The sequence below is a fragment of the Pseudomonas sp. H2_A10 genome (genome assembly GCF_054680085.1).
In genome coordinates, this window is the sequence record NZ_CP162821.1 from 4,105,753 (window position 1) to 4,125,652 (window position 19,900).

Below are 19,900 nucleotides of genomic sequence, written 5' to 3' on the forward strand. Positions count from 1 at the left end.
GAGGGGCAAGCCCCTCCCACATTGATATTGCGGTGGCGTCAGAGTCGGGTTATGCCATCATGGCCCTCACCGCCCGCCAGCGAACGAATGTCCATGCCCAACGCCGCCCCCTCCTCCCTGTCGATCACCCTGCAGATCGTCTCCATCGTCTTCTACACCTTTATCGCCTTTATCTGCATCGGCCTGCCGATTGCGGTGATCCCTGGCTATGTACATGAGCAACTGGGTTTCAGCGCGGTGGTAGCGGGGCTGACTATCGGCTCGCAGTACCTGGCCACCCTGCTCAGCCGCCCGATGGCCGGGCGGATGTCGGACAACGTCGGCACCAAGCGTGCGATTGTGCTGGGACTGGTCGGCATCCTGATCAGTGGCGTGCTGACATTTTTCGCGACGCTGCTGCACGGCATTCCCGGCTTGAGCCTGGGCATTCTGATCGTCGCCCGGCTGTTGCTGGGCGTGGCCCAAGGGTTAATCGGCGTGGGCACCATCAGTTGGTGCATGGGCCAGGTTGGCGCGGAGCATACGGCGCGTTCGATCTCCTGGAACGGCATCGCCTCTTATGGCGCCATCGCCATTGGTGCGCCGCTGGGCGTGGTGATGGTCGCCGAGTACGGCTACAACAGCCTGGGGCTGGCACTCACCGTGTTGGCGGCGTTGGGCCTGGTGCTGATCCGCAACAAGCCATCGGTGCCGGTGGTGCGCGGCGAACGCCTGCCGTTCTGGGCGGTGTTCGGGCGTATCGCCCCGTTTGGCGCCAGCTTGTGCCTGGCGTCCATCGGCTACGGCACCCTCACCACCTTTATCACGTTGTATTACCTCAATCGCGGCTGGACCGGCGCGGCGTACTGCCTCACGGTGTTTGGCCTGTGCTTTATTCTGTCGCGGCTGGTGTTTATCTCGGCGATCAGCCGTTTTGGCGGCTTTCGCGCGGCGATTGCCTGCATGGTCATCGAAACCCTGGGCCTCACGCTGCTCTGGCTGGCCCCTACCACCGGCGTAGCGTTGATCGGTGCCGGGCTGACCGGCTTCGGTTTATCGCTGGTGTACCCGGCGCTGGGCGTGGAAGCCATCAAGCAGGTGCCCAACAGCAGCCGTGGCGCCGGGTTGAGCGCCTACGCGGTGTTCTTCGACCTGGCCCTGGCGATTGCCGGGCCGTTGATGGGCTTTGTAGCGCTGAACCTTGGCTATGGCTGGATTTTCTTCTGCGCCGCGCTGCTGTCGGTCACGGCATTGGGCTTGACCTTGCTGCTTCAGCGGCGCGCTTACTGATCAGCCGTTTGCAGGCCGGCGCGGGTAGGTTCGCTGAGGGTGTGGGCGAAAAAGCGTCCGGCCTCGGAAATAAGGTCGCGGTGAATGCCTTCGCGGTCGACGCCGTCGGCATCCGTGCAGATGGCCGGCATTGCCGCCAGTTGGTCGCTGTCGCACGGAGCCATGAACACGAAGTGCCCTGCCCCGGCCAGCAGTTTGAAATCCGGCGGCTGCGGCAGTTTGCGCGCCAGGGCCGCAGCGTTTTTGTCCACGGCCACCAGCTTGTCACCGTCACCGCTGTAGAGCAGCACCGGCACATGCACGTCGGCCAGGGTGTGCCGACCAAACATCAGGCTCAGGGGCGCCATCAACATCAGCGCGTGGATACGTGGGTCGGACTGCGGCTGCAAGTCATCCCGGTCGACCACCAGCTCGCCTTTGGTGGTACAGGCATCACGGTCTTCGGGGCGCTCCTGGCAATAGCGGCGCAGGCGATCGAAATCCGGCTTGGCACCCGCCAGGATCAATGCCGTCTCGCCGCCGGCGGAATAGCCGATAACGCCCACTTGGTCGACGTCAACGAAGGGGGACAGCATCGGGTCCGCCAGGGTCGCGGTGATGGCTTCGGAAATCTGGATCGGCCGCCCATATAGGTTGCTCAGCGTCCCCAGGCGGCTGTGATCTTTATAGTTGTCGCCGGGGTGCAGCACCGCCACCACCACAAACCCTTTGCGCGCCAGCGAGGTGGCCAGGTCATGCAACGCCAGTGGCGTGCCGGTGTTGCCATGGGACAGCATCAGCATCGGGAAACGGCCGATGGCGATCTTGGAGTCTTCCGTGGCGGCGACGTGATAGGCGCCCACCTGCGTGCTGTGCTCGGTGTCGGTGGAGGGATAGAACGCGACGGCCTTCATTGGCTGCAAATCCAGCGGGTCGAGAAACGTCATGCGATGAAAGCCCACACTCCAATGAGGGTGCGGCGCGGGCGCGGCGTGCACTGAAATCAGGCTGCCGAGCAGGGAAAGAACCATAACAGCACAAAGACGCATCATGGGGATGTCCACCTTTGCTGCGTGAGAACCGACATGTCGAATGAAAAGCCCAGGGTGTCGAACCCATGCTTGCACAACCTGGGCCACATTAAAAAAGACCGCGGGCAAACGAAAAAACTCCGCACTCCGGTCGCGTTCAGGCGAGCAGAATACAGAGTTTAGGCGCCCGGTTTCAGATTGAAACCGGGGGACAGCGAAATTTACACAAGCCTTACGCGGCGGCGAACAATTGTTCGTTGATCAGTACGTTGGCGTCGCTCATGGACTTGCTGCGCACTTCATCACCGTAGGCCAGGCCTTCGGCACGCACGATTTCGATATCGGTGATGCCAAGGAAGCCGAACAGCAGTTTCAGGTAGCCCTCGTGGGCCGCACCGGTGGCTTGACCGGCATGCATGCCACCGGAGGTAGACACGATGATGACTTTTTTGTTGCCGCACAGGCCTTCCGGGCCGGCTTCGGTGTAGTGGAAGGTCTGGCCGGCCACGGCGATGCGGTCGATCCAGGCTTTGAGCTGAGTCGGGATGGTGAAGTTGTACATCGGCGCGCCCACCACGATGGCGTCGGCGGCAAGAAATTGCGCCAACGACGAGGCACTCAGCTCGGCTTCGTGCTTTTGCGCGGCATCGCGCAGCTCAGCGGCGGTGCCCAATGCACCCAGCGTGGCGCCGGAAAAGTGGTTGATAGCGTCGTCGGCCAGGTCGCGGTAAGTCACTTCCACACCCGGTTCGGCCGCCTGCCAGGCTTTGACAACGCCGGCGCTGAGCTGACGGGAAGCCGAGTTGTCGCCGAGGATGCTGGAATCGATGTGCAACAGTTTCATGGTAGGTCTCCGAATGGGATCGACGGTGGCGATCAGATGGTGGTGATACTACGTATGAAACCAATGTTCGATAAGCCGTCTGAAATGCGATAGTTTGTCCCACTGACAGGACAATAGGCTCCACCATGCAAGACCTTAACGACCTCTACTATTTCGCCAAAGTTGTCGAAGCCGGCGGTTTCGCGGCCGCCGGTCGGCTGTTGGGCATTCCCAAGTCACGGCTGTCGCGGCGCATTGCCGAGCTGGAAGAACGCCTGGGCGCGCGCCTGCTGCAACGCACTACCCGGCAGTTGACCCTGACCGCCGTTGGCGAGCGCTACCTGCGTCACTGCCAGGCAATGCTGCTGGAAGCCGAGATGGCCGATGAGGCCGTGGCGAGTATGTCCAGCGAGCCGCGCGGGCGGTTGCGAGTCACTTGCCCGGTGGGCTTGGCACAAAACATGATGCCCGACGTGGTTGCCGGGTTCCTCGCCGCCCACCCCCAGGTGCAATTGGAAATGACCCTGGTCAATCGCCGTGTCGACCTGGTGGCCGAAGGCATCGACGTGGCCCTGCGCGTGCGCGAATTGGGCGACGAGGACCCGCTGTTGGTCACCAAGCGCCTGCGTCCGGCCCAGACCGTGCTGGTTGCCAGCCCCAACTTTCTAAACGGCCGCCAGGTCAGCACCCTCGATGACCTCAAGCACTTGCCGATACTTGGCGCATTGGAGGCCGACCGCATGGTGCACCAGCGTATGCTCGACCCTCGGGGCAACCCGCACGACCTGGTGATGGAAGCGCGGTTGGGCGTGGATGACTTCAACGTACGCAAGGCCAGCGCGATCATGGGCCTGGGCTTTACCGTGCTGCCGATGATGTATTGCGAGGAAGAGCTGGCCAGCGGTCGCTTGGTGCAACTGCTGCCCGAGTGGTCGTTGCCCGGCGGCTGGCTACAGGCGGTGTACCCCCATCGACGTGGCGTACTGCCGGCCATTCGCGCTTGGATCGATTATCTGGAAGAAGGCTTTAAAAGCTGCGGAGACCGCCTGCTATGAAGATGACCGAAGAACACGTCGCCACGTTCTGCCTGAGCCTGCCCGGCGCGCGGGAGGACTACAAATGGGGTGGCGTGCGGGTGTTTTCGATTGCCGGCAACAAGATGTTCGCGTTACAGAACCTGCGCGGCGACTCGCTGGCGTTCAAGGTCGATAAAGCGTTGTTCCTGGGCCACGTGGACCGCCCCGGCATCCACCCCGCGCCGTACCTGGCGCGTGCGCAGTGGGTGATCATGAACACGCCCTACCCGCTCGGCGCCGAGGAGCTGCGCGGCTTGTTGCGGCGTTCCCACCAACTGGTGGTGAGCAAACTGCCCAAGCGCACGCAGATCGGCTTGCTGCTAGAGGACTGACAGCCAGCTGCCGCCCAGGAACAACTGGTCCAGCCAGAATACTTGATGCAGCAGCACGATCACCCAGAACAGCACCTGGTAAGACACTTTGCGCGTCTTGTGGCGCAACACCTGCTGGGCAATCAACGCGCCTGGCCAACCGCCTGCCAGTTCCACCGCATGCAGGATGTTTTCCGGGGTGCGCCAACTGTCGGTGCGCGCCTTGCGCTTATCGCTCCAGTACAGCAAAAACGCGACCACACTGACCAGGCCGTAGGCCGCCAGCGGGATCACGGTTTCACCGCGCCGCCACACCCCTATCGAGCCCAGCAGCGGCGCCGCGCACAACAGCGCAAAGATCGCCGCCTTCAAGCGCGGATGCTGGATGCTCATGCCTTGGCCGCTGCCCAGTCGATCCAGCCGAACTGCCAGGTCGCCAGGATCAACAGGCCAAACCCGATGCGGTACCAGGCAAACGCCGCATAGCTATGGCTGGCGATGAACTTGAGCAGCCCCTTGACCGCGATCATCGCAAAGATGAACGAGGTCACAAAACCGATGGCGAACACCGGCAGGTCCGCCGGTTGGAACAGGTCGCGGTACTTATAGCCCGAGTACACCGCCGCACCGACCATGGTGGGCATGGCCAGGAAGAATGAGAACTCGGTGGCGGTCTTGCGCGACAGGCCGAACAACAGGCCGCCGATGATGGTGGAGCCGGAGCGGGACGTACCCGGGATCATCGCCAGGCACTGGGCGAAGCCGACCTTGAGTGCGTCTTTCCAGGTGATGTCGTCGACACTCTCGGCGTGCACCTCATGCTCGCGGCGCTCGGCCCACAACATGATGATGCCGCCCACCACCAGCGCCGTGGCCACGGTGATCGGGTTGAACAGGTAATGGTGGATCAGGTCGGCGAAAATCACCCCCAGCACCACGGCGGGCAAAAACGCGATCAACAGGTTGAGTGTGAAACGCTGGGCGTTGCGCTGGGTGGGCAAGCCGGTGACCACATCCAGAATCTTGCGACGGAACTCCCAGACCACCGCCAGGATGGCGCCGAGCTGGATGATGATATTGAACGCCATCGCGCGTTCGCCGCCGAAGTCGAGCAAATCGGCGACGATGATCTGGTGACCGGTGCTGGAAATCGGCAGGAACTCTGTAAGCCCCTCTACTACGCCAAGAATCAATGCCTGAATGGCGGTCCAAAAATCCATGCTTCCCCCAAAGGTCATGCGCGGTGGCATGCCTTATCAATCTTTTTTAATGGTTCACTGACCGAGCGCGCGAAAGGCCCGGCGTTGATGGCGATCAATGCCGGCCTGCAAAATTTCGTGAAAAATCAGACAGTACTCAGGTTTTGCGACTTCAGGCCGAAAGCCTATCAGACAAGGCGTAAAAGTCGATGCGACGCCCACAATTATAAAAAGCCCGGAGTGACAGGACGATGAACAGTTTGCGCAATATGTCGATCAGCCGCCGCCTTTGGCTGATCCTGATAGTCGCCGTGCTGATGCTGCTGGCCTTGGGTTTGCTGATGCTCAAGCAGATTCATGACGATCTTTACCAGGCCAAAAGCCAACAGACCCAGCACGTGGTCCAGACCGCCAGCGGGATACTGACGTTTTATCACAGCCTCGAAACCACCGGCGTGATGACCCGCGAAGCCGCGCAAAAACAAGCCCTGAGCGCAGTGCGTGGGTTGCGTTATAGCCATGATGATTATTTCTGGATCAACGACCTCACGCCCGTGATGATCATGCACCCGACCAACCCCAAGCTCGACGGCCAGAACCTTTCGGCTATCCGCGATCCGGACGGCTTTGCGATCTTCAACGAGTTCGTCAGCCTGGCCAAGGCCAAGGGCGCCGGCATCGTCAACTACCGCTGGCCCAAGCCCGGCTCCGAAGCGCCGGTGGCCAAGACCTCGTATATCCAACTGTTTGAACCCTGGGGCTGGATCATCGGCTCCGGCGTATACGTGGACGATGTGCAAGCCGAGTTCAGCGCCCAAGTGTGGAAAGCCTCGTTCATTGTGCTGGGCATCGCGCTGCTGATGGGTTTGCTGGTGGCGTTGATTGCCCGCAGCATCGTGCAACCGTTGCAGGCCGCAGTGAACGCCATGGGCAATATTGCCAGCGGCGAAAGCGATCTGACCCGCAGCCTCGACACCCACGGCCGCGACGAAGTCACCCAACTGTCCCAGCACTTCAACAGCTTTACCGCGAAGCTGCGCCAGGTGGTGAGCCAGTTGCAGTCGTGCGCCAACGCCCTTGGGCAATCGTCCACGGAGATGGGCAATAACGCCAGCCAGGCCCATGACCGCAGCCAACAGCAGTCGCAGCAGATGGAACTGGTGGCCACCGCCATCAATGAAGTCACCTACGGCGTGCAGGACGTGGCCAAGAACGCCGAACATGCCGCCAGCGAAATGCGCGAAGCCGAAGCACAGGCCCAACAAGGCCAGGTCAATATCGACGGCAGCCTGCAGCAGATCGATCAGCTGTCCCATACCATCAGCCAGGCCGTTGAAGTGATCCGCACCCTGTCCAGCGAAAGCACACAGATCGGTGGCGTGCTGGAAGTGATCCGCTCCATCGCCGACCAAACCAACCTGCTGGCCCTGAACGCCGCCATCGAAGCGGCACGTGCCGGCGAGCAAGGTCGCGGGTTCGCCGTGGTGGCCGACGAAGTGCGCCTGCTTGCCCAGCGCACGCAAAAATCCACCGCCGAAATCCAGGTGATGATCGAGCGCCTGCAAGGCCACTCGGAAGCGGCGGTCAAGGTGATCAGCGACAGCCACAGCGCCTCGCAACTCACCATCGAGCAAGCAGGCCAGGCCGGCGCCAGCCTCACGGCCATCGGCCAGGCCCTGCGCAACCTCAACGGCCTGAACGCCTCGATTGCCAGCGCTACCCTGCAACAAGCGCACGTGGTGGAAGACATCAACCAGAACGTTACCGAGGCTGCGGGCTTGTCCCACAGCACGGCGATAGCCGCAGAGCAGTCGAGCCTGGCCAGTACCCAGTTGCGCGGTTTGAGCGACCAACTCGACGGCCTGCTCCGCCAATTCAAGGTCTGACGTACATATCAAGATGTGGGAGGGGGCTTGCTCCCACATTTGCCCTTCAGTGTTTTGAAGATTGCTTACCTCTGGTTACAATCACCGCCCTCTCCCACTCCCCCAAGGATCCGCCATGTCCGGGCTTGAACTGATCGCCGCCGCCCTGGGGGTGATCGCTGTCTGGCTGACGGTCAAGCAAAACCCGTGGTGCTGGCCCATCGGCCTGGTGATGGTGCTGCTCTATACCTGGGTGTTCTACGACGTGAAACTCTATTCCGACATGCTGCTGCAAGTGGTCTATGCGGCGCTGCAGGTGTATGGCTGGTGGCAATGGACCCGCGCCGGCGAAGTCAAGCACGGCCGCCAGGTCACCCGGCTGGGAGTGCCTGCGGTGATGGCCAGCCTGGCCGTGGGCGCAGTGGGCAGCCTGTTGCTAGGCGCCGCCATGGCCCACTGGACCGACGCCGCGCAACCGTGGCTCGACGCCGCCCTCACCGGCTTCAGCCTGGTCGCGCAAATGTGGATGGCGCAAAAGCGCGTGCAATGCTGGCCGTTGTGGATTGCGGTGGATGTGATCTTCGTCGGGCTGTTCCTCTATAAAGGCCTCTATCTCACCGCCGCGCTCTATGCGCTGTTCACTGTGATCGCCGTGCAAGGCTGGCGTGAATGGCGCGCCGACCCGGCGTTGCAGCCATGAAGGTAGTGGTGCTGGCCGGCCCCGAATCCAGCGGTAAAAGTTGGTTGGCGGCGCAGCTGCACGCGCATTTCGGCGGCTTGATGGTCGGCGAATATGTGCGGCATTTCATCGATGTTCATCAACGCGACACCTGCCTGGCGGATATTCCCGCTATCGCCCACGGCCAACTGGCCTGGGAAGACGCCGCGCGCGCAGCAAAGCCCAGGCTGCTGATCCTCGACACTCACCTGCTCACCAACAAGCTCTGGAGCCAGACCTTGTTCGGCGATTACCCCGCCTGGCTCGATGACGAGTTGCTGGCGCGCCACTACGACCTGCACTTGCTGCTCTCGCCCGAAGATGTCGAATGGACCGCCGACGGCCAACGCTGCCAACCGGAGCTGGCGGACCGCCGCGCGTTTTTCCAGGCCAGCCTGCACTGGATGCAGCAGCATCGCCAGCCCGTAGTGGTGATTCGCGGGGATTGGGCCGCGCGGCGCGCCCAGGCGTTCGCCGCCGTGACGCAGTTGCTCGCCACGCCCTCACCCGCCTGACGGCAGGCCGGATGCTGATCGGCGCGGGCATCAGCGCTTTTTACGCGTGCCCAGTTGAATCCAGGTCGGCGCATGGTCACTGGCGTGGGGCTCGTTACGCACCCAGGCGTCCACGCCCGCGTCTTTCAAGTACGGCTTGAGTGCCGGGTTGAGCAGCAGATGGTCGATGCGCAGGCCGGAATTTTTTTGCCAGTGCTGACGGAAATAATCCCAGAACGTATACACACGCTCCTCGGGATACAGGTGCCGCAGGGCGTCGGTCCAGCCTTGGTCGAGCAGCCGCCGGTAACAGGCGCGGCTCTCAGGTTGCAGCAAGGCATCCTTGAGCCAGGAGCGCGGGTTGTAGATGTCCAGGTCAGTGGGCACCACATTGAAATCCCCCGCCAACAGCACGGGATGCTTGCTGGCTTGCAGCGCGCCCGCGTAGTCGATCAAGCGCTCGAACCAGGCCAGTTTGTAGTCGAATTTCGGCCCCGGTTGCGGGTTGCCGTTGGGCAAATACAGGCAGCCAACCAACACGCCGTGCACGGCTGCCTCGATATAGCGGCTTTGGTTGTCGTCGTCATCGCCGGGCAAACCACGTCGGCTTTCCAGCGGCTGGGCGTCCCGCGCCAGGATCGCCACACCGTTCCACGCCGCCTGGCCCAGGCAAATCGCACCGTAGCCGGCGCTTTCGAAGTCGGTGTAGGGGAACAGGCTTTGCGGTGCCTTGAGTTCTTGCAGGCAGACGATGTCGGGCTGCTCGCGCGCCAGCCATTGCAGCAGGTTGGGCAGGCGCGCCCGCAGACCATTGATGTTGAAGGTGGCAATTTTAAGCGCTTTCATGGAACGGGCTCCTTCCAGGGCTCTTTGGGTAGAGCCTGGAAGGTGGGTCGATGTTCCGTCTTAGTAACCCAGCGACAGCCCGGTATTGCGACGCGGGTCATTCGCGCCGTAGAAGCGGTTGTTACCCACCGGTTTGCCCCCCAGGGATGGCGCGCCTACCAGGATCGCCGCCAAGTGGTTGGCATCCTGCGGGCCCGCGAACTGATGGCCCCAGCTTTCGAGGATCTTTTGCGTGTCCGGGCTGACCGCGAAGGTCTCCAGATTGGTGGTTTGCGGCATCCACTGTTGGTGGAAACGCGGCGCGTCGACCGCTTCCTGGATGTTCATCTTGTAGTCAATGACATTCAGGATCGTCAGCAAGGTCGCCGTGATGATACGGCTGCCGCCCGGCGTGCCCACGACCATCACGGCCTTGCCATCCTTGGTAACGATGGTCGGGCTCATCGACGACAGCGGCGCCTTGCCTGGGGCGATGGCGTTGGCTTCACCCTGCACCAGGCCATACATGTTCGGCACGCCGACCTTGACGGTAAAGTCGTCCATTTCATCGTTGAGGATCACGCCGGTCTTGCTCGCCATCACGCCCGCGCCGAACCAGTCGTTCAAGGTGTACGTGACGGAAACCGCGTTACCCCACTTGTCGACGATGGAGTAATGGGTGGTGTTGTTGCCTTCATGGGGCGACACGCCCGGCTTGATCGCCTGGGAGTCACCGGCCTTTTGCGGCTCAATCGCGTCGCGCAGCTTGGTCGCATAGTTTTTGTCGAGCAGATGCTCGATCGGGTTCTTCACAAAGTCCGGGTCGCCGAGGTAGCTGTTGCGGTCCACGTAGGCGTGGCGCATCGCTTCGATCTGGTAGTGCAGGCCCTGGGCCGAGTGATAGCCCAGGTCGGCCATCGGGTAGCCTTCGAGAATGTTCATGATCTGGCAGATCACTACGCCGCCCGAGCTTGGAGGCGGCGCCGAGACCACGTGGTAGCCACGGTAGTCGCATTCGATGGGCGCCAGTTCGCGGGTCTTGTATTTATCCAGGTCCGCCTGGGTGATGATGCCCTTGCCGGCCTGGCTGGAATCCACCAGCGCCTTGGCGACCCAGCCTTTATAAAAGCCGTCCGCGCCCTTGGCGGAGATTTCCTTGAGGGTCTTGGCCAGGTCTTTCTGTACCAGCTTCTGGTCCACCTGCATCGGTTGGCCGTTGTGCAGGAAGATACCGCGCAGGTCCTTGTCTTTTTCGAACTCGCCGGTGGCGGTGTGCAACAGGTCGATATCCCCTTGCTCCAGGGCGAAGCCGTTTTCCGCCAGTTTGATCGCCGGGGCGATCACCTGGGCGCGCTTGAGCGTGCCGTATTTGCTCAGGGCCAGCTCCATGCCGGAAACCGTGCCGGGTACGCCGACGGCCAGGTGGCCCTTGGCGCTGAGCCCTTCGATGACGTTGCCGTCCTTGTCCAGGTACATATTGGCGGTAGCCGCCAGCGGCGCTTTTTCGCGGAAGTCGAGGAAGGTCTTGCGCCCATCCGCCAGTTGCACGGTCATGAAGCCGCCGCCGCCCAGGTTACCCGCCGCCGGGTAGACCACCGCCAGCGCGTAGCCCACGGCCACCGCCGCATCCACCGCGTTGCCGCCCGCCTTGAGCACATCCACGCCCACATGCGTTGCCAGGTGCTGGGCCGTCACCACCATGCCATTTTCACCGGCCACCGGGGCCTGGGACGCGGCGTGCACGCCACTGACCGTCAACACCAGCGCGGTGGCAATCAAGGTACGGCTGAAGGGTTGGTATTTCATCCATGGCTACTCTGGTTATTGAGATGCACCAAAATAGCCCGTGGCGGGTTTAATCCCCAGCGCAATGGCGTTTTTATTACAGAACTTGTCGGTCACAGAACGGCCATCAAAACACCCATGCTATATTTCGCGCCACTTTCCGCCGCCTCCCAGACACGAGCGCCTCCATGAGCTTTGATTTCGACAAGATCCACCCACGCCTCGGCACCGGCAGCACCAAGTGGAACCGTTACCCGGCCGATGTATTGCCGATGTGGATCGCCGACATGGATATCGCCGCGCCGCCCGCCGTGCTGCAAGCCCTGCATGCGCGCCTGGACCAGCAGATCCTCGGCTACAGCGTGGCCGGCCCGGAGGTACGCGACGCCATCGTGGCCGACCTGTGGGCCAAGTACGCCTGGCGCGTGCTGCCTGAAGAACTGCTGTTTTTGCCCGGCGTCGAACCGGGGTTCAACATGGCGCTGCACGCGTTTGTAGCGCCTGGCCAGCCGGTGGTGCTGCAAACCCCGAACTATCGCCCGATTCGCCTGGCGCCCGGGCACTGGAATTTGCCGCGTATTGAAGTGCCGTTTCAATTGGTCGACGGCGACTATGTCACGCCGATGTCCACCATGAACGAAGCGCTGAATGGCGCCGGCGCCCTGCTGCTGAGCAATCCGCACAACCCGATAGGCAAAGTGTTCCCGCGTGAAGAACTGCTGGCGCTCGCCAACGCGTGCCTGGAGCAAGGCGCGCTGATCATCAGTGACGAAATCCATGCCGAACTGTGCTTCGATGGCCGCCGCCACATCCCTACCGCCAGCCTCGACCAGAGATCGCGCAGCGCACCATCACGCTGATGTCGGCGAGCAAGGCCTACAACGTGGCTGGCTTGAAAACCTGTTTTGCCGTGATCCAGAACGCCGAGATCCGCGAGCGTTTCAACAACGCGCGTTGCGGCATGGTCGACAGCGTCAGCCCACTGGGCCTGGAAGCCACCCGCGCCGCCTACAGCCAGTGCGGCGAATGGCTTGAAGCGCTCAAGCACTACCTGCAAGCCAACCGCGACTACCTGCTCGATGCCGTGAACACTCGCCTGCCCGGTGTGGTGATGCATGCGCCGCAAGGTACCTTCCTGGCCTGGCTCGATTGCACGGCCCTGGGCCTGGAAGACCCGCAGCAGTTCTTTCTGGACCGGGCCAAGGTCGGCTTGAGTGCGGGAATTGAGTTCGGCGATGACAGCCAACAGTTCGTGCGCCTGAACTTCGGCTGCCCGCGGGCGATACTGGAAGAAGGCTTGCAGCGCTTGGAGCGCAGCTTGCAAAACCGCTAAAGCACGCCCCAAGAACAGCCCCCGCCGGTACGCGGGGGCCTGCGCCTACAACTTGGCGATAGACACTTCGGTCGACTTCACGAAGGCGATCACTTCACTGCCCACTTTCAATTCCAAGTCACGCACCGAACGGGTGGTGATCACCGACGTCACGATGCCGGACGCGGTTTGCACGTCGATTTCCGACACCACTTCCCCCAGCAGAATCTCTTTGATCACGCCCTTGAACTGGTTGCGCACGTTGATCGCTTTAATGGTCATGTCGGCTTTCCTTTTGGCTGTTGGGTCAATCCGCACGAATGCGCAGGCCCCCAAAGTGCGCCATCGGCACACACATTAAAAGGAATATATAACTCTTTATTTATTCTTTTTAGATATATGCATGACAACCGATCAAGCCGCTGCCGTCCTCGCCACCCAACAGGTATCACGCCAATTTTTTGCGCAAGCTCACCCAATACCGCGTCCGCGCTTGCACCTCCAGGCCCAGTGTCGAGGCCAGCAGGCTGAGGATGCGGTCGGTGTCGTCCAGGCGGAAACTGCCGGTTACCCGCAAGGTTTCAAGGCCCGGCTCCCAGCGCAACACGCCGGGACGATAGCGCTCCAGTTCGCGCAAAAAGTCGCCGAGCGTTTGGTTCTGAGCGCTCAGCACACCATCGCGCCAACCGAGTTGCAGTACATCAAATGGCGCCGAGGAGCCGAGCCCACTGGCCTTTAACGGCGCTTGCCGCCCTGCCTGCAAGGTCGTGCTTTTGCCGTTCAAATCCCGCACTTGCACCGCGCCCTTGAGCACCGACACCCGACAGCCGGCGGCCAGTTGGCGCACACAGACTTCAGCCTGGCTGACCAGCAACTCGCCATAGCGGGTTTGCAGCGTCATCGGCGCCATGCCGGGTACATTCAACGCCAGTTCGCCATCGACCAACCTGATACGCCGCTGCGCCACGTCTACGTCAGCCGCCGTAGCGGTGTTGAGTTGCAGGCTGGCACCGTCGGCCAGCGGCAGGCGTTTGCGTTCGCCGGTGGCGGTGTGCAGGTCGGCGCGCCAGGTGTCGACGGGCAACTGACGGCTGATCAACCAGGCGGCCGGCAGCAACGCCGCCACACCCAGGGCGCGTTTGAGCACCGCGCGGCGACCGGGTTGCGGGCGATCGAGGCTGGCCATGGCCAAGGCTTGAGGCAAATCGCTGAAACGTCGGCGCAGGGATTGGGCTTTCTGCCAGGTGTGCTCATGCTGGGGATGGCTGTCGCGCCAATGCTGCAACGCGGCGTGGTCACGCTCGGTGGCGGCACCGGATTCCAGCAGCGCCAGCCACTGAGCGGCGGCACGCGCCACCTCGCGGCTCACAGGTCCACCAGCAGGCAGTGTTCGTAGGCTTGGGCCATGTAGCGTTTTACCGTGCGTTCGGAAACCTGCAGGCGCTCGGCAATCTCGCGGTACCCCAGGCCTTCCAACTGGCTCCACAAAAACGCACGGCGTACCAGCACCGGCAAGCCATCGAGCAATTCGTCCAGGGCTTGCAGGGTTTCCAGCACCAGCCAGCGCTGTTCGGGCGATGGCACGCAGGCTTCAGGCAAATTGGCCAGCGCGTTCACGTAGGCCTGTTCCAGGCTGCGGCGCTGATGAAAATTCACCAGCAGGCGCTTGCCCACTGTCACCAGGTAAGCGCGGGGTTCGTGCAACTGCGCCAGCGGCTGGGCACTGGCCAACACGCGCAGGAACGTATCCTGGCTCAGGTCCGCCGCGTCCCAGGCGTTGCCCAGGCGCCTGCGTAGCCAGCTTTCCAGCCAACTGCGGTGGTCACGGTACAGGCTCGATAGCGTCGGTTCAGGGGCGTGCGTCGGGGCAACAGCATCATTCATGGCAAGCAACCTGCGCGGCGCGAGTGAGTCTCAAATGAGATTCATTCTATTTAATATCGCGCCGTTGCACCATGGTCTTTTCAACGCTGCGTTTATAAGGTCGTCTCAGCGTCCCTCACAAAATTGAAATGAGCCCGCTTGCTGCCACTGAACAAAAAGCTGGTTTTCAACTCGGCGCCCGGACCGATAATGCAGTGCGCATCCACCCCGCAACCGCCACGCAGCAGTGAGCCGCCGGCAATAAAACAATGGGCGCCGATGATCAGCGGGGGTTTGGGCAACGTTGGCGATGTAGTCGGTGAGTCGGATCAAGCTCCAAACCTTCAGTGCTCAGAGACCGCGCTTGCGCAGCCATTGCATAAAGCCCTTCTTCACCGGCACCACCGGCGCCTCCTGGGTCAGGGCCTGCGCGGCGTGCAGGCGGAAATCCAGCAGGGTTTTCATCGCGTCGGCGATGTCTTTGCGCGCGTCCAGGCACGGGGTCAGGTATTCCTTTTCGATGCGGTACAACGTGCAGAAGGTCTTGGCGGTAAAGTCCGCCAGGGCCGCCTGCTCCGTCAAAATACCCGCCTCGCCAATCACCTCGCCCGGGCCCATGCGCCCGGCCTCGAACGCGTGCCCGCCCTTGATCAGCATCACCGAGACCACGCCGGACTCGACGATAAACAAGTGGTCGCTCACCTCGCCCGCCGGCAGGATCATCTCGCCGGCGCGGTAGGCATGCAGGGTCATGTTCTGGCTGAAGGTTTCCTTTTCTTCTTGGCGCAACGTGGAGAAAATCGACGAACTGTCCAGCAGCGCCCGTGGCCGTGAAGTCGCTACCGGCGTGGCGCTTTCGACCGCCGACAACAGGCTCACGCCCGCCGCCTGCAAATGCCGGAAGGCCAGGTCATAGAGTTGGTTGCGCACCTCGCGCTTGAGGGGCATGGCGGGCACGAACCCACTGATTTCATACTCCACTCCGCCACTGGCCGAGGTCTTGAATGCCACGCTCGGCGCCGGTTTGGCCAGCAACGGTCGGCAGCCCTGCATCGCGCGCTCCAATGCTTCGATCACGGTTTGCGGGCGCGCGTGGGGGCTGACCTGCAAACTGACGGCCAGGCCGAACATATCCGCCGGGCGCGAAAAGTTGATGATCTTGGCCTTGGCCGCCAGGGAGTTGGGGATCACCGCCATGCTGCCCTGCGAGGTCTGCAAGCGCGTGGCGCGCCAGTCGATATCGGTGACCCGGCCTTCAGTACCATCGATGGAAATCCAGTCATCCAGCTGATAAGGCTTGGTGGTGTTGAGCACGATCCCGGAGAACACATCGCTCAAGGTGCTTTGCAACGCCAGGCCCACAATGATCGCCACCGCCCCGGACGTGGCCAGCACGCCTTTGACCGGCAGGTCGAGTACGTAGGCCAGCGCGGCGATGATCGCAATCAGAAAAATCACCGCGCCGATCAGGTCCTGCAACAACCGCCCGGTATGCCCGACCCGCTGCACCATCAGCGCACCGAGCAACACCGTGAGCGTACGCGCCGCGAACAGCCACCAGCCGATCTGCAAGGCCGTGGCCGCCATATGCAAGGCGGTGTTGTCGGCATACGGCGGGACCAGCATGGGGTTCATGCCGTCGTTGAACAGTACAGCGCTGAACACCGCAAAAATGACCAGGCGTGCGACGAGTTTCCAATTGGCGAGCCTGACCGAAATCAAGCGCCACACAGCGATGTCGATGAGGATCAACGCCAGGGCGCACAGCATCGGGTGATCAGAGATAAATGAGGGCATCCAGGCGACTCCAGGGCGAATGGCGTGAAGATCGCATGAATTGAGAACGCTGGAAAACAAAATGTGGGCGCCAACTTATCCGCGATGCAAACGCCTCAACGTATGCGTAACGCCACGGCGTTGCTATCGCAGTTCAAGCCAGCGGCCACAGGGGTCGCGGTGAGGCTTCATGCACCCATACGCCCAAATTTTCCCGACTGGAAGTCCGCAAACGCTTGGTGAATCTCCTGTTCGGTATTCATCACGAACGGCCCATGCCCAACGATGGGTTCGTCGATCGGTTCACCGCTGAGTAGCAGCACCATGGCGTCATCGTTGGACTCCAACACCAGTTGCGTACCGTCACGTTCGAACAATGCCAGTTGCCCTTGACGTGCCACTTCTTCGCCGTTGACCAGCACGGTGCCGCGCAGGATCACCAGGGCGGTGTTACGTCCGGCGTGCAGGTCTAGCGTGACGGGCTTACCGGCGTTTAGGCGCATGTCCCACACGTCGATTGGCGTGAAGGTCCGTGCAGGCCCTTTGACCCCGGCGAACTCTCCGGCAATCAAGCGCAGGTTGCCGGCGCCATTGGCCAGCGGCAGTGCGGGAATATCACCGTCGACAATCGTCTGGTAGCCGGCCTCGGCCATTTTGGACTTGGCCGGCAGGTTGACCCACAGTTGCACCATCTCCATTGCGCCGCCTTTACGGGCGAAAGCTTCGGAATGGAACTCTTCATGAAGAATGCCTTTGGCGGCGGTCATCCATTGCACATCGCCTGGGCCAATGGTGCCGCCGGCGCCGGTGGAGTCGCGGTGTTCGACTTCACCGGCGTAAACGATGGTCACGGTTTCGAAGCCGCGATGGGGGTGTTGACCGACACCACGACGTTGTTCGGTCGGGGTGAAATCGACCGGGCCGGCGTGGTCCAGCAATAGGAACGGGCTGATGTGTTTGCCAAGGTTGTCGTAGGAAAACAACGTGCGCACCGGGAAACCGTCGCCGACCCAGTGGGCGCGAGGGCTGGTGTAGATGCCGATGAGTTTTTTCATGGTAATCCTCCAAAGTGCATACACCTTATAGCTGATACCAATTCAGCGCTAGATGGCATAAACAGCCTTGAGTGTTCCATGCATAGAACGATTAACCGTCGCCTCACGCCGCTGAGACCAGGGCCCCGCGCCGGTTACGCAACAGGTGAAACGCGACAAACGCCATCAGCGCAAAACCCGCCTGGATCATGATCATCGGTGTCGCACTTGCATCACGCAGTTGGCTCAGCAACAGGCCGCTACAGGTGGCACCGAACATCTGCGCAAAACCCATCAAGCCCGCGGCCAGGCCGGCGCGGTGCGCGTTGGGCATGACCCCGCCGGTGACCGCGCCAGGTAACACCAAGCCGCCGCCCAAGGTGGCCAGGGCAATTGGAATATCCAGGCCCAGCACCGACAAACCAAACAGCGCGTAAATCAGCGCGGCCGATACCCCGCCGATGGCGACCAGCGTCACCCCCATCGCCACAATCCGTTGCGGCCCCAGGCGCAGGATATTGCGTCGGGTGTAAGTAGACCCAACGATCAGCATCGACACGATCAGGCCAAAATTGATGCCGTACTCCAGGCTGCTAAAGCCCAGCAGGTTGATAAAGACCGCCGATGACCCGGCAATTACCGCGAACATCGCGCCATAGGTGCACGCCAACGCCACCGCGAATGCGCGATATTGGCGACCCTTGAGCAAATCCAGATAGTGCCCGCCCAGGGTGCGCCAGTGGCCGGTCTCGGGGTCCAGGTAGTGATTGCTTTCTCGAAAGAACAACAGCGCCAGCAGCAACACCGCGCTGCCGATCGCCAGCGCAAGCATGATCGGCGCGCGCCACCCCACCAGCTTGATCAGCAGGCCGCCGACCATCGGCGCAACCACGATGGCATAGAGCATGCCGATCATGGTCAACGCCAATGCCGGCCCCGCTTCGGCCTTCCACACATCCCGCACCACCGTGCGCGCCAACACCAGCGCCGCGCAGGCGCCCAGGCCTTGCAGTACGCGAGCCGCAATAAACTGATGAATATCGTTGACCAACAGCATCGACAAGGTCGCCACCCCATACAGCACCAACCCGCCGAGCAATACCGGGCGGCGGCCAATGCGATCCGACAGCGGCCCGAACACCAACTGCCCCAGGCCAAAAGCCGCGACAAACGCCGACAACGCCATCAAGGCCGAACCCGGCGGCGCCACCAGCGCCTGCTCGATAACGCCAAGACCGGGGATGATCAATTGGGTCGAGACTTCGCCGAGTGCCGTCAGGGCCACCAATAAACACAACAAGCTGCGTGAGGGCGCCGGGGTATTGAGCATGGGGATCATCCGGGGGGCTGGATTAATTTATATTTCGACCATAATATGCGTAAAAAATTATGTCCATAATTTTTTGCCCACTGGTTACCCCGGAGTCCGCCATGCCCCCTCTCTCCCTGCGTCTTCTCACGCCCCTGGCTTTGTTGATCATCCTCAGTGGCTGCAACAGCAAGGCGGATACCGCCGCCCAAACGCCACAGCCGCGCCCGGTACTTGCCACCCATGTCGAAGCCGCCGGCAGCCAGCAAAGCGCCTATACCGGTGTGGTCGCGGCCCGTACGGAAAGTGACCTGGGCTTTCGCGTCAGCGGCAAGGTGATCGAGCGCAAGGTCGATCCCGGCCAGCATGTGTCCCGTGGCGACACCCTGCTGGTGTTGGATATCGGTGACTTCGAACTGGCCGTGCGCTCGGCCAGGAACCGCGTCAACGCTGCCCAGGCGCAATTACGCCAACGCCGCGACGATGCAAACCGCTACCAACGCCTGGCCAGTACCGGCGCCGTGTCGCGGCAGATCTTCGACCAGTCCGCGACCAACTTGCGGGTTGCCGAGGCCGAGTTGGCCGCGGCGCAATCGGACGCCAGCCAGATCGACAACCGCCGCACCTACTCAGTGCTCAAGGCCGATGGCGACGGCATCATCACCGATGTGCGGGTGGATCGCGGCCAGGTGGTCGCCGAAGGGCAAATCGTCGCGCGGCTGGCCCATGACGGGGCCCGTGAAGCCATCGTCAACCTGCCGGAAAACCAACGCGACCTGGCCGCCCAGAAAGCCCTGGCGTTCCCCTTCGGCGCTCCCGACCAAACCGTGACGGCGTCCTTGCGCGAGCTGTCCGCCAGCGCCGACCCGACCACCCGCACCTACCGCGCCCGGTATGTACTGCATGGCAATGTCGAGCGTTTCGCCCTCGGCTCCACCATCACCGTGCGCCTGCAGGGCAACGGCCAGGCCCAGCAGACCCGCGTGCCCATTGGTGCGTTGCATGACGCCGGGCAGGAAACTGGCGTGTGGCTGATCGGCGAGGACAACAAGGTCAGTTTTGCCCCCGTCAAAGTTGCCGGCCTGGGCCAGGAAGACGCCCTGCTCGACAGCGGCGTGAGCCCGGGCGCTACCGTCGTCGCCCTCGGCGCGCACCTGCTGCACAACGGCGACGTTGTGCGCCTTCAGCCCGCCCAGGCGCTGGCCCTCAACCGCAAACAGGACCAATGATC

The 19,900-nt window shown here is 62.2% G+C and carries 19 protein-coding genes and 2 pseudogenes; 8 read left to right on the forward strand and 13 right to left on the reverse strand.

Features of this window, described 5'->3' with window-relative positions:
• Positions 1–93 precede the first annotated feature (93 nt).
• Positions 94–1,269, forward strand: a complete 1,176-nt coding sequence (locus tag AB4O23_RS19355) for an MFS transporter (protein WP_460084596.1) — start codon at positions 94–96, stop codon at positions 1,267–1,269.
• On the opposite strand, the gene AB4O23_RS19360 is transcribed toward AB4O23_RS19355, so the two are convergent.
• Positions 1,263–2,300 (reverse strand): alpha/beta hydrolase family protein, encoded by a 1,038-nt coding sequence (locus tag AB4O23_RS19360; protein ID WP_017528995.1) that lies wholly within the window; start codon positions 2,298–2,300, stop codon positions 1,263–1,265. The two genes, AB4O23_RS19355 and AB4O23_RS19360, sit on opposite strands and share 7 nt — an antisense overlap.
• Positions 2,301–2,511: 211 nt before the next feature.
• Positions 2,512–3,123, reverse strand: coding sequence for an FMN-dependent NADH-azoreductase (locus tag AB4O23_RS19365; protein ID WP_017528994.1), 612 nt, complete (start codon positions 3,121–3,123; stop codon positions 2,512–2,514).
• A gap of 125 nt (positions 3,124–3,248) precedes the next feature.
• Between AB4O23_RS19365 and AB4O23_RS19370 the strand changes: the two genes are divergently transcribed.
• Both AB4O23_RS19370 and AB4O23_RS19375 read left to right on the forward strand, forming a co-directional pair.
• A complete protein-coding gene (locus AB4O23_RS19370; protein ID WP_017528993.1) occupies positions 3,249–4,157 on the forward strand; it encodes a LysR substrate-binding domain-containing protein in 909 nt (302 codons plus the stop codon).
• Entirely contained in the window at positions 4,154–4,510 is a 357-nt protein-coding gene (locus tag AB4O23_RS19375) for an MmcQ/YjbR family DNA-binding protein (protein WP_017528992.1), read from the forward strand. The genes AB4O23_RS19370 and AB4O23_RS19375 overlap by 4 nt, the downstream gene beginning before the upstream one ends.
• On the opposite strand, the gene AB4O23_RS19380 is transcribed toward AB4O23_RS19375, so the two are convergent.
• Together AB4O23_RS19380 and AB4O23_RS19385 are read right to left on the reverse strand one after the other, a co-directional pair.
• Complete coding sequence (locus AB4O23_RS19380) at positions 4,499–4,882, reverse strand: DUF1294 domain-containing protein (protein WP_017528991.1); 384 nt, start codon at positions 4,880–4,882, stop codon at positions 4,499–4,501. The two genes, AB4O23_RS19375 and AB4O23_RS19380, sit on opposite strands and share 12 nt — an antisense overlap.
• Positions 4,879–5,709: an undecaprenyl-diphosphate phosphatase gene (locus tag AB4O23_RS19385; RefSeq protein ID WP_017528990.1), complete on the reverse strand. Its 831-nt coding sequence runs from the start codon at positions 5,707–5,709 to the stop codon at positions 4,879–4,881. The genes AB4O23_RS19380 and AB4O23_RS19385 overlap by 4 nt, the downstream gene beginning before the upstream one ends.
• 230 nt (positions 5,710–5,939) lie before the next feature.
• On the opposite strand from AB4O23_RS19385, the gene AB4O23_RS19390 reads away from it, so the two are divergent.
• The 3 genes from AB4O23_RS19390 to AB4O23_RS19400 all read left to right on the forward strand — a co-directional run bounded on the left by AB4O23_RS19390 (position 5,940) and on the right by AB4O23_RS19400 (position 8,786).
• Entirely contained in the window at positions 5,940–7,574 is a 1,635-nt protein-coding gene (locus AB4O23_RS19390; protein WP_017528989.1) for a methyl-accepting chemotaxis protein, read from the forward strand.
• 115 nt (positions 7,575–7,689) lie between these two features.
• Positions 7,690–8,253: a nicotinamide riboside transporter PnuC gene (gene pnuC, locus AB4O23_RS19395; RefSeq protein WP_017528988.1), complete on the forward strand. Its 564-nt coding sequence runs from the start codon at positions 7,690–7,692 to the stop codon at positions 8,251–8,253.
• The gene (locus AB4O23_RS19400; protein WP_017528987.1) at positions 8,250–8,786 is read left to right on the forward strand and encodes an AAA family ATPase; all 537 of its coding nucleotides are present in this window, start codon (positions 8,250–8,252) and stop codon (positions 8,784–8,786) included. The genes pnuC and AB4O23_RS19400 overlap by 4 nt, the downstream gene beginning before the upstream one ends.
• 30 nt (positions 8,787–8,816) lie before the next feature.
• Here AB4O23_RS19400 and xth read toward each other — a convergent pair whose 3' ends face one another.
• Together xth and ggt are read right to left on the reverse strand one after the other, a co-directional pair.
• Entirely contained in the window at positions 8,817–9,611 is a 795-nt protein-coding gene (gene xth / locus AB4O23_RS19405) for an exodeoxyribonuclease III (protein WP_017528986.1), read from the reverse strand.
• A gap of 60 nt (positions 9,612–9,671) precedes the next feature.
• Positions 9,672–11,396, reverse strand: a complete 1,725-nt coding sequence (gene ggt, locus AB4O23_RS19410) for a gamma-glutamyltransferase (RefSeq protein ID WP_460089723.1) — start codon at positions 11,394–11,396, stop codon at positions 9,672–9,674.
• A gap of 167 nt (positions 11,397–11,563) precedes the next feature.
• Between ggt and AB4O23_RS19415 the strand changes: the two are divergent.
• Positions 11,564–12,708 (forward strand): annotated as a pseudogene (locus tag AB4O23_RS19415) (MalY/PatB family protein).
• 45 nt (positions 12,709–12,753) lie between these two features.
• On the opposite strand, the gene AB4O23_RS19420 reads toward AB4O23_RS19415, so the two are convergent.
• The 7 genes and pseudogenes from AB4O23_RS19420 to AB4O23_RS19450 all read right to left on the reverse strand — a co-directional run bounded on the left by AB4O23_RS19420 (position 12,754) and on the right by AB4O23_RS19450 (position 18,690).
• The gene (locus tag AB4O23_RS19420) at positions 12,754–12,969 is read right to left on the reverse strand and encodes a TOBE domain-containing protein (RefSeq protein WP_003173733.1); all 216 of its coding nucleotides are present in this window, start codon (positions 12,967–12,969) and stop codon (positions 12,754–12,756) included.
• A 166-nt stretch (positions 12,970–13,135) separates the two neighbouring features.
• On the reverse strand, positions 13,136–14,056 hold the full coding sequence (locus AB4O23_RS19425; protein ID WP_065876878.1) for a FecR domain-containing protein: 921 nt from the start codon (positions 14,054–14,056) through the stop codon (positions 13,136–13,138).
• Positions 14,053–14,571: a sigma-70 family RNA polymerase sigma factor gene (locus AB4O23_RS19430; RefSeq protein WP_017528982.1), complete on the reverse strand. Its 519-nt coding sequence runs from the start codon at positions 14,569–14,571 to the stop codon at positions 14,053–14,055. Before AB4O23_RS19430 ends, AB4O23_RS19425 begins: the two co-directional genes overlap by 4 nt.
• A 107-nt stretch (positions 14,572–14,678) precedes the next feature.
• Positions 14,679–14,852: pseudogene (locus AB4O23_RS19435) on the reverse strand (LpxA family transferase); the annotation flags it as partial.
• 49 nt (positions 14,853–14,901) lie between these two features.
• Positions 14,902–16,347 (reverse strand): mechanosensitive ion channel family protein, encoded by a 1,446-nt coding sequence (locus tag AB4O23_RS19440; protein ID WP_135196306.1) that lies wholly within the window; start codon positions 16,345–16,347, stop codon positions 14,902–14,904.
• Between the two features lie 167 nt (positions 16,348–16,514).
• A complete protein-coding gene (locus AB4O23_RS19445) occupies positions 16,515–17,381 on the reverse strand; it encodes a pirin family protein (protein ID WP_017528975.1) in 867 nt (288 codons plus the stop codon).
• A gap of 103 nt (positions 17,382–17,484) precedes the next feature.
• Complete coding sequence (locus AB4O23_RS19450; protein WP_460150234.1) at positions 17,485–18,690, reverse strand: multidrug effflux MFS transporter; 1,206 nt, start codon at positions 18,688–18,690, stop codon at positions 17,485–17,487.
• 101 nt (positions 18,691–18,791) lie between these two features.
• Between AB4O23_RS19450 and AB4O23_RS19455 the strand changes: the two genes are divergently transcribed.
• Positions 18,792–19,898, forward strand: coding sequence for an efflux RND transporter periplasmic adaptor subunit (locus AB4O23_RS19455; protein ID WP_460084592.1), 1,107 nt, complete (start codon positions 18,792–18,794; stop codon positions 19,896–19,898).
• Positions 19,899–19,900 lie beyond the last annotated feature (2 nt).

Coding starts and splice junctions, on each gene's coding strand:
- AB4O23_RS19380 (WP_017528991.1), bottom strand. CDS start 4,882: ATGAGCATCCAGCATCCGCGCTTGAAGGCGGCGATCTTTGCGCTGTTG.
- AB4O23_RS19375 (WP_017528992.1), top strand. CDS start 4,154: ATGAAGATGACCGAAGAACACGTCGCCACGTTCTGCCTGAGCCTGCCC.
- AB4O23_RS19385 (WP_017528990.1), bottom strand. CDS start 5,709: ATGGATTTTTGGACCGCCATTCAGGCATTGATTCTTGGCGTAGTAGAG.
- AB4O23_RS19400 (WP_017528987.1), top strand. CDS start 8,250: ATGAAGGTAGTGGTGCTGGCCGGCCCCGAATCCAGCGGTAAAAGTTGG.
- AB4O23_RS19365 (WP_017528994.1), bottom strand. CDS start 3,123: ATGAAACTGTTGCACATCGATTCCAGCATCCTCGGCGACAACTCGGCT.
- AB4O23_RS19355 (WP_460084596.1), top strand. CDS start 94: ATGCCCAACGCCGCCCCCTCCTCCCTGTCGATCACCCTGCAGATCGTC.
- AB4O23_RS19430 (WP_017528982.1), bottom strand. CDS start 14,571: ATGAATGATGCTGTTGCCCCGACGCACGCCCCTGAACCGACGCTATCG.
- AB4O23_RS19390 (WP_017528989.1), top strand. CDS start 5,940: ATGAACAGTTTGCGCAATATGTCGATCAGCCGCCGCCTTTGGCTGATC.
- AB4O23_RS19450 (WP_460150234.1), bottom strand. CDS start 18,690: ATGCTCAATACCCCGGCGCCCTCACGCAGCTTGTTGTGTTTATTGGTG.
- AB4O23_RS19360 (WP_017528995.1), bottom strand. CDS start 2,300: ATGATGCGTCTTTGTGCTGTTATGGTTCTTTCCCTGCTCGGCAGCCTG.
- AB4O23_RS19455 (WP_460084592.1), top strand. CDS start 18,792: ATGCCCCCTCTCTCCCTGCGTCTTCTCACGCCCCTGGCTTTGTTGATC.
- AB4O23_RS19440 (WP_135196306.1), bottom strand. CDS start 16,347: ATGCCCTCATTTATCTCTGATCACCCGATGCTGTGCGCCCTGGCGTTG.
- ggt (WP_460089723.1), bottom strand. CDS start 11,396: ATGAAATACCAACCCTTCAGCCGTACCTTGATTGCCACCGCGCTGGTG.
- AB4O23_RS19445 (WP_017528975.1), bottom strand. CDS start 17,381: ATGAAAAAACTCATCGGCATCTACACCAGCCCTCGCGCCCACTGGGTC.
- AB4O23_RS19370 (WP_017528993.1), top strand. CDS start 3,249: ATGCAAGACCTTAACGACCTCTACTATTTCGCCAAAGTTGTCGAAGCC.
- pnuC (WP_017528988.1), top strand. CDS start 7,690: ATGTCCGGGCTTGAACTGATCGCCGCCGCCCTGGGGGTGATCGCTGTC.
- xth (WP_017528986.1), bottom strand. CDS start 9,611: ATGAAAGCGCTTAAAATTGCCACCTTCAACATCAATGGTCTGCGGGCG.
- AB4O23_RS19420 (WP_003173733.1), bottom strand. CDS start 12,969: ATGACCATTAAAGCGATCAACGTGCGCAACCAGTTCAAGGGCGTGATC.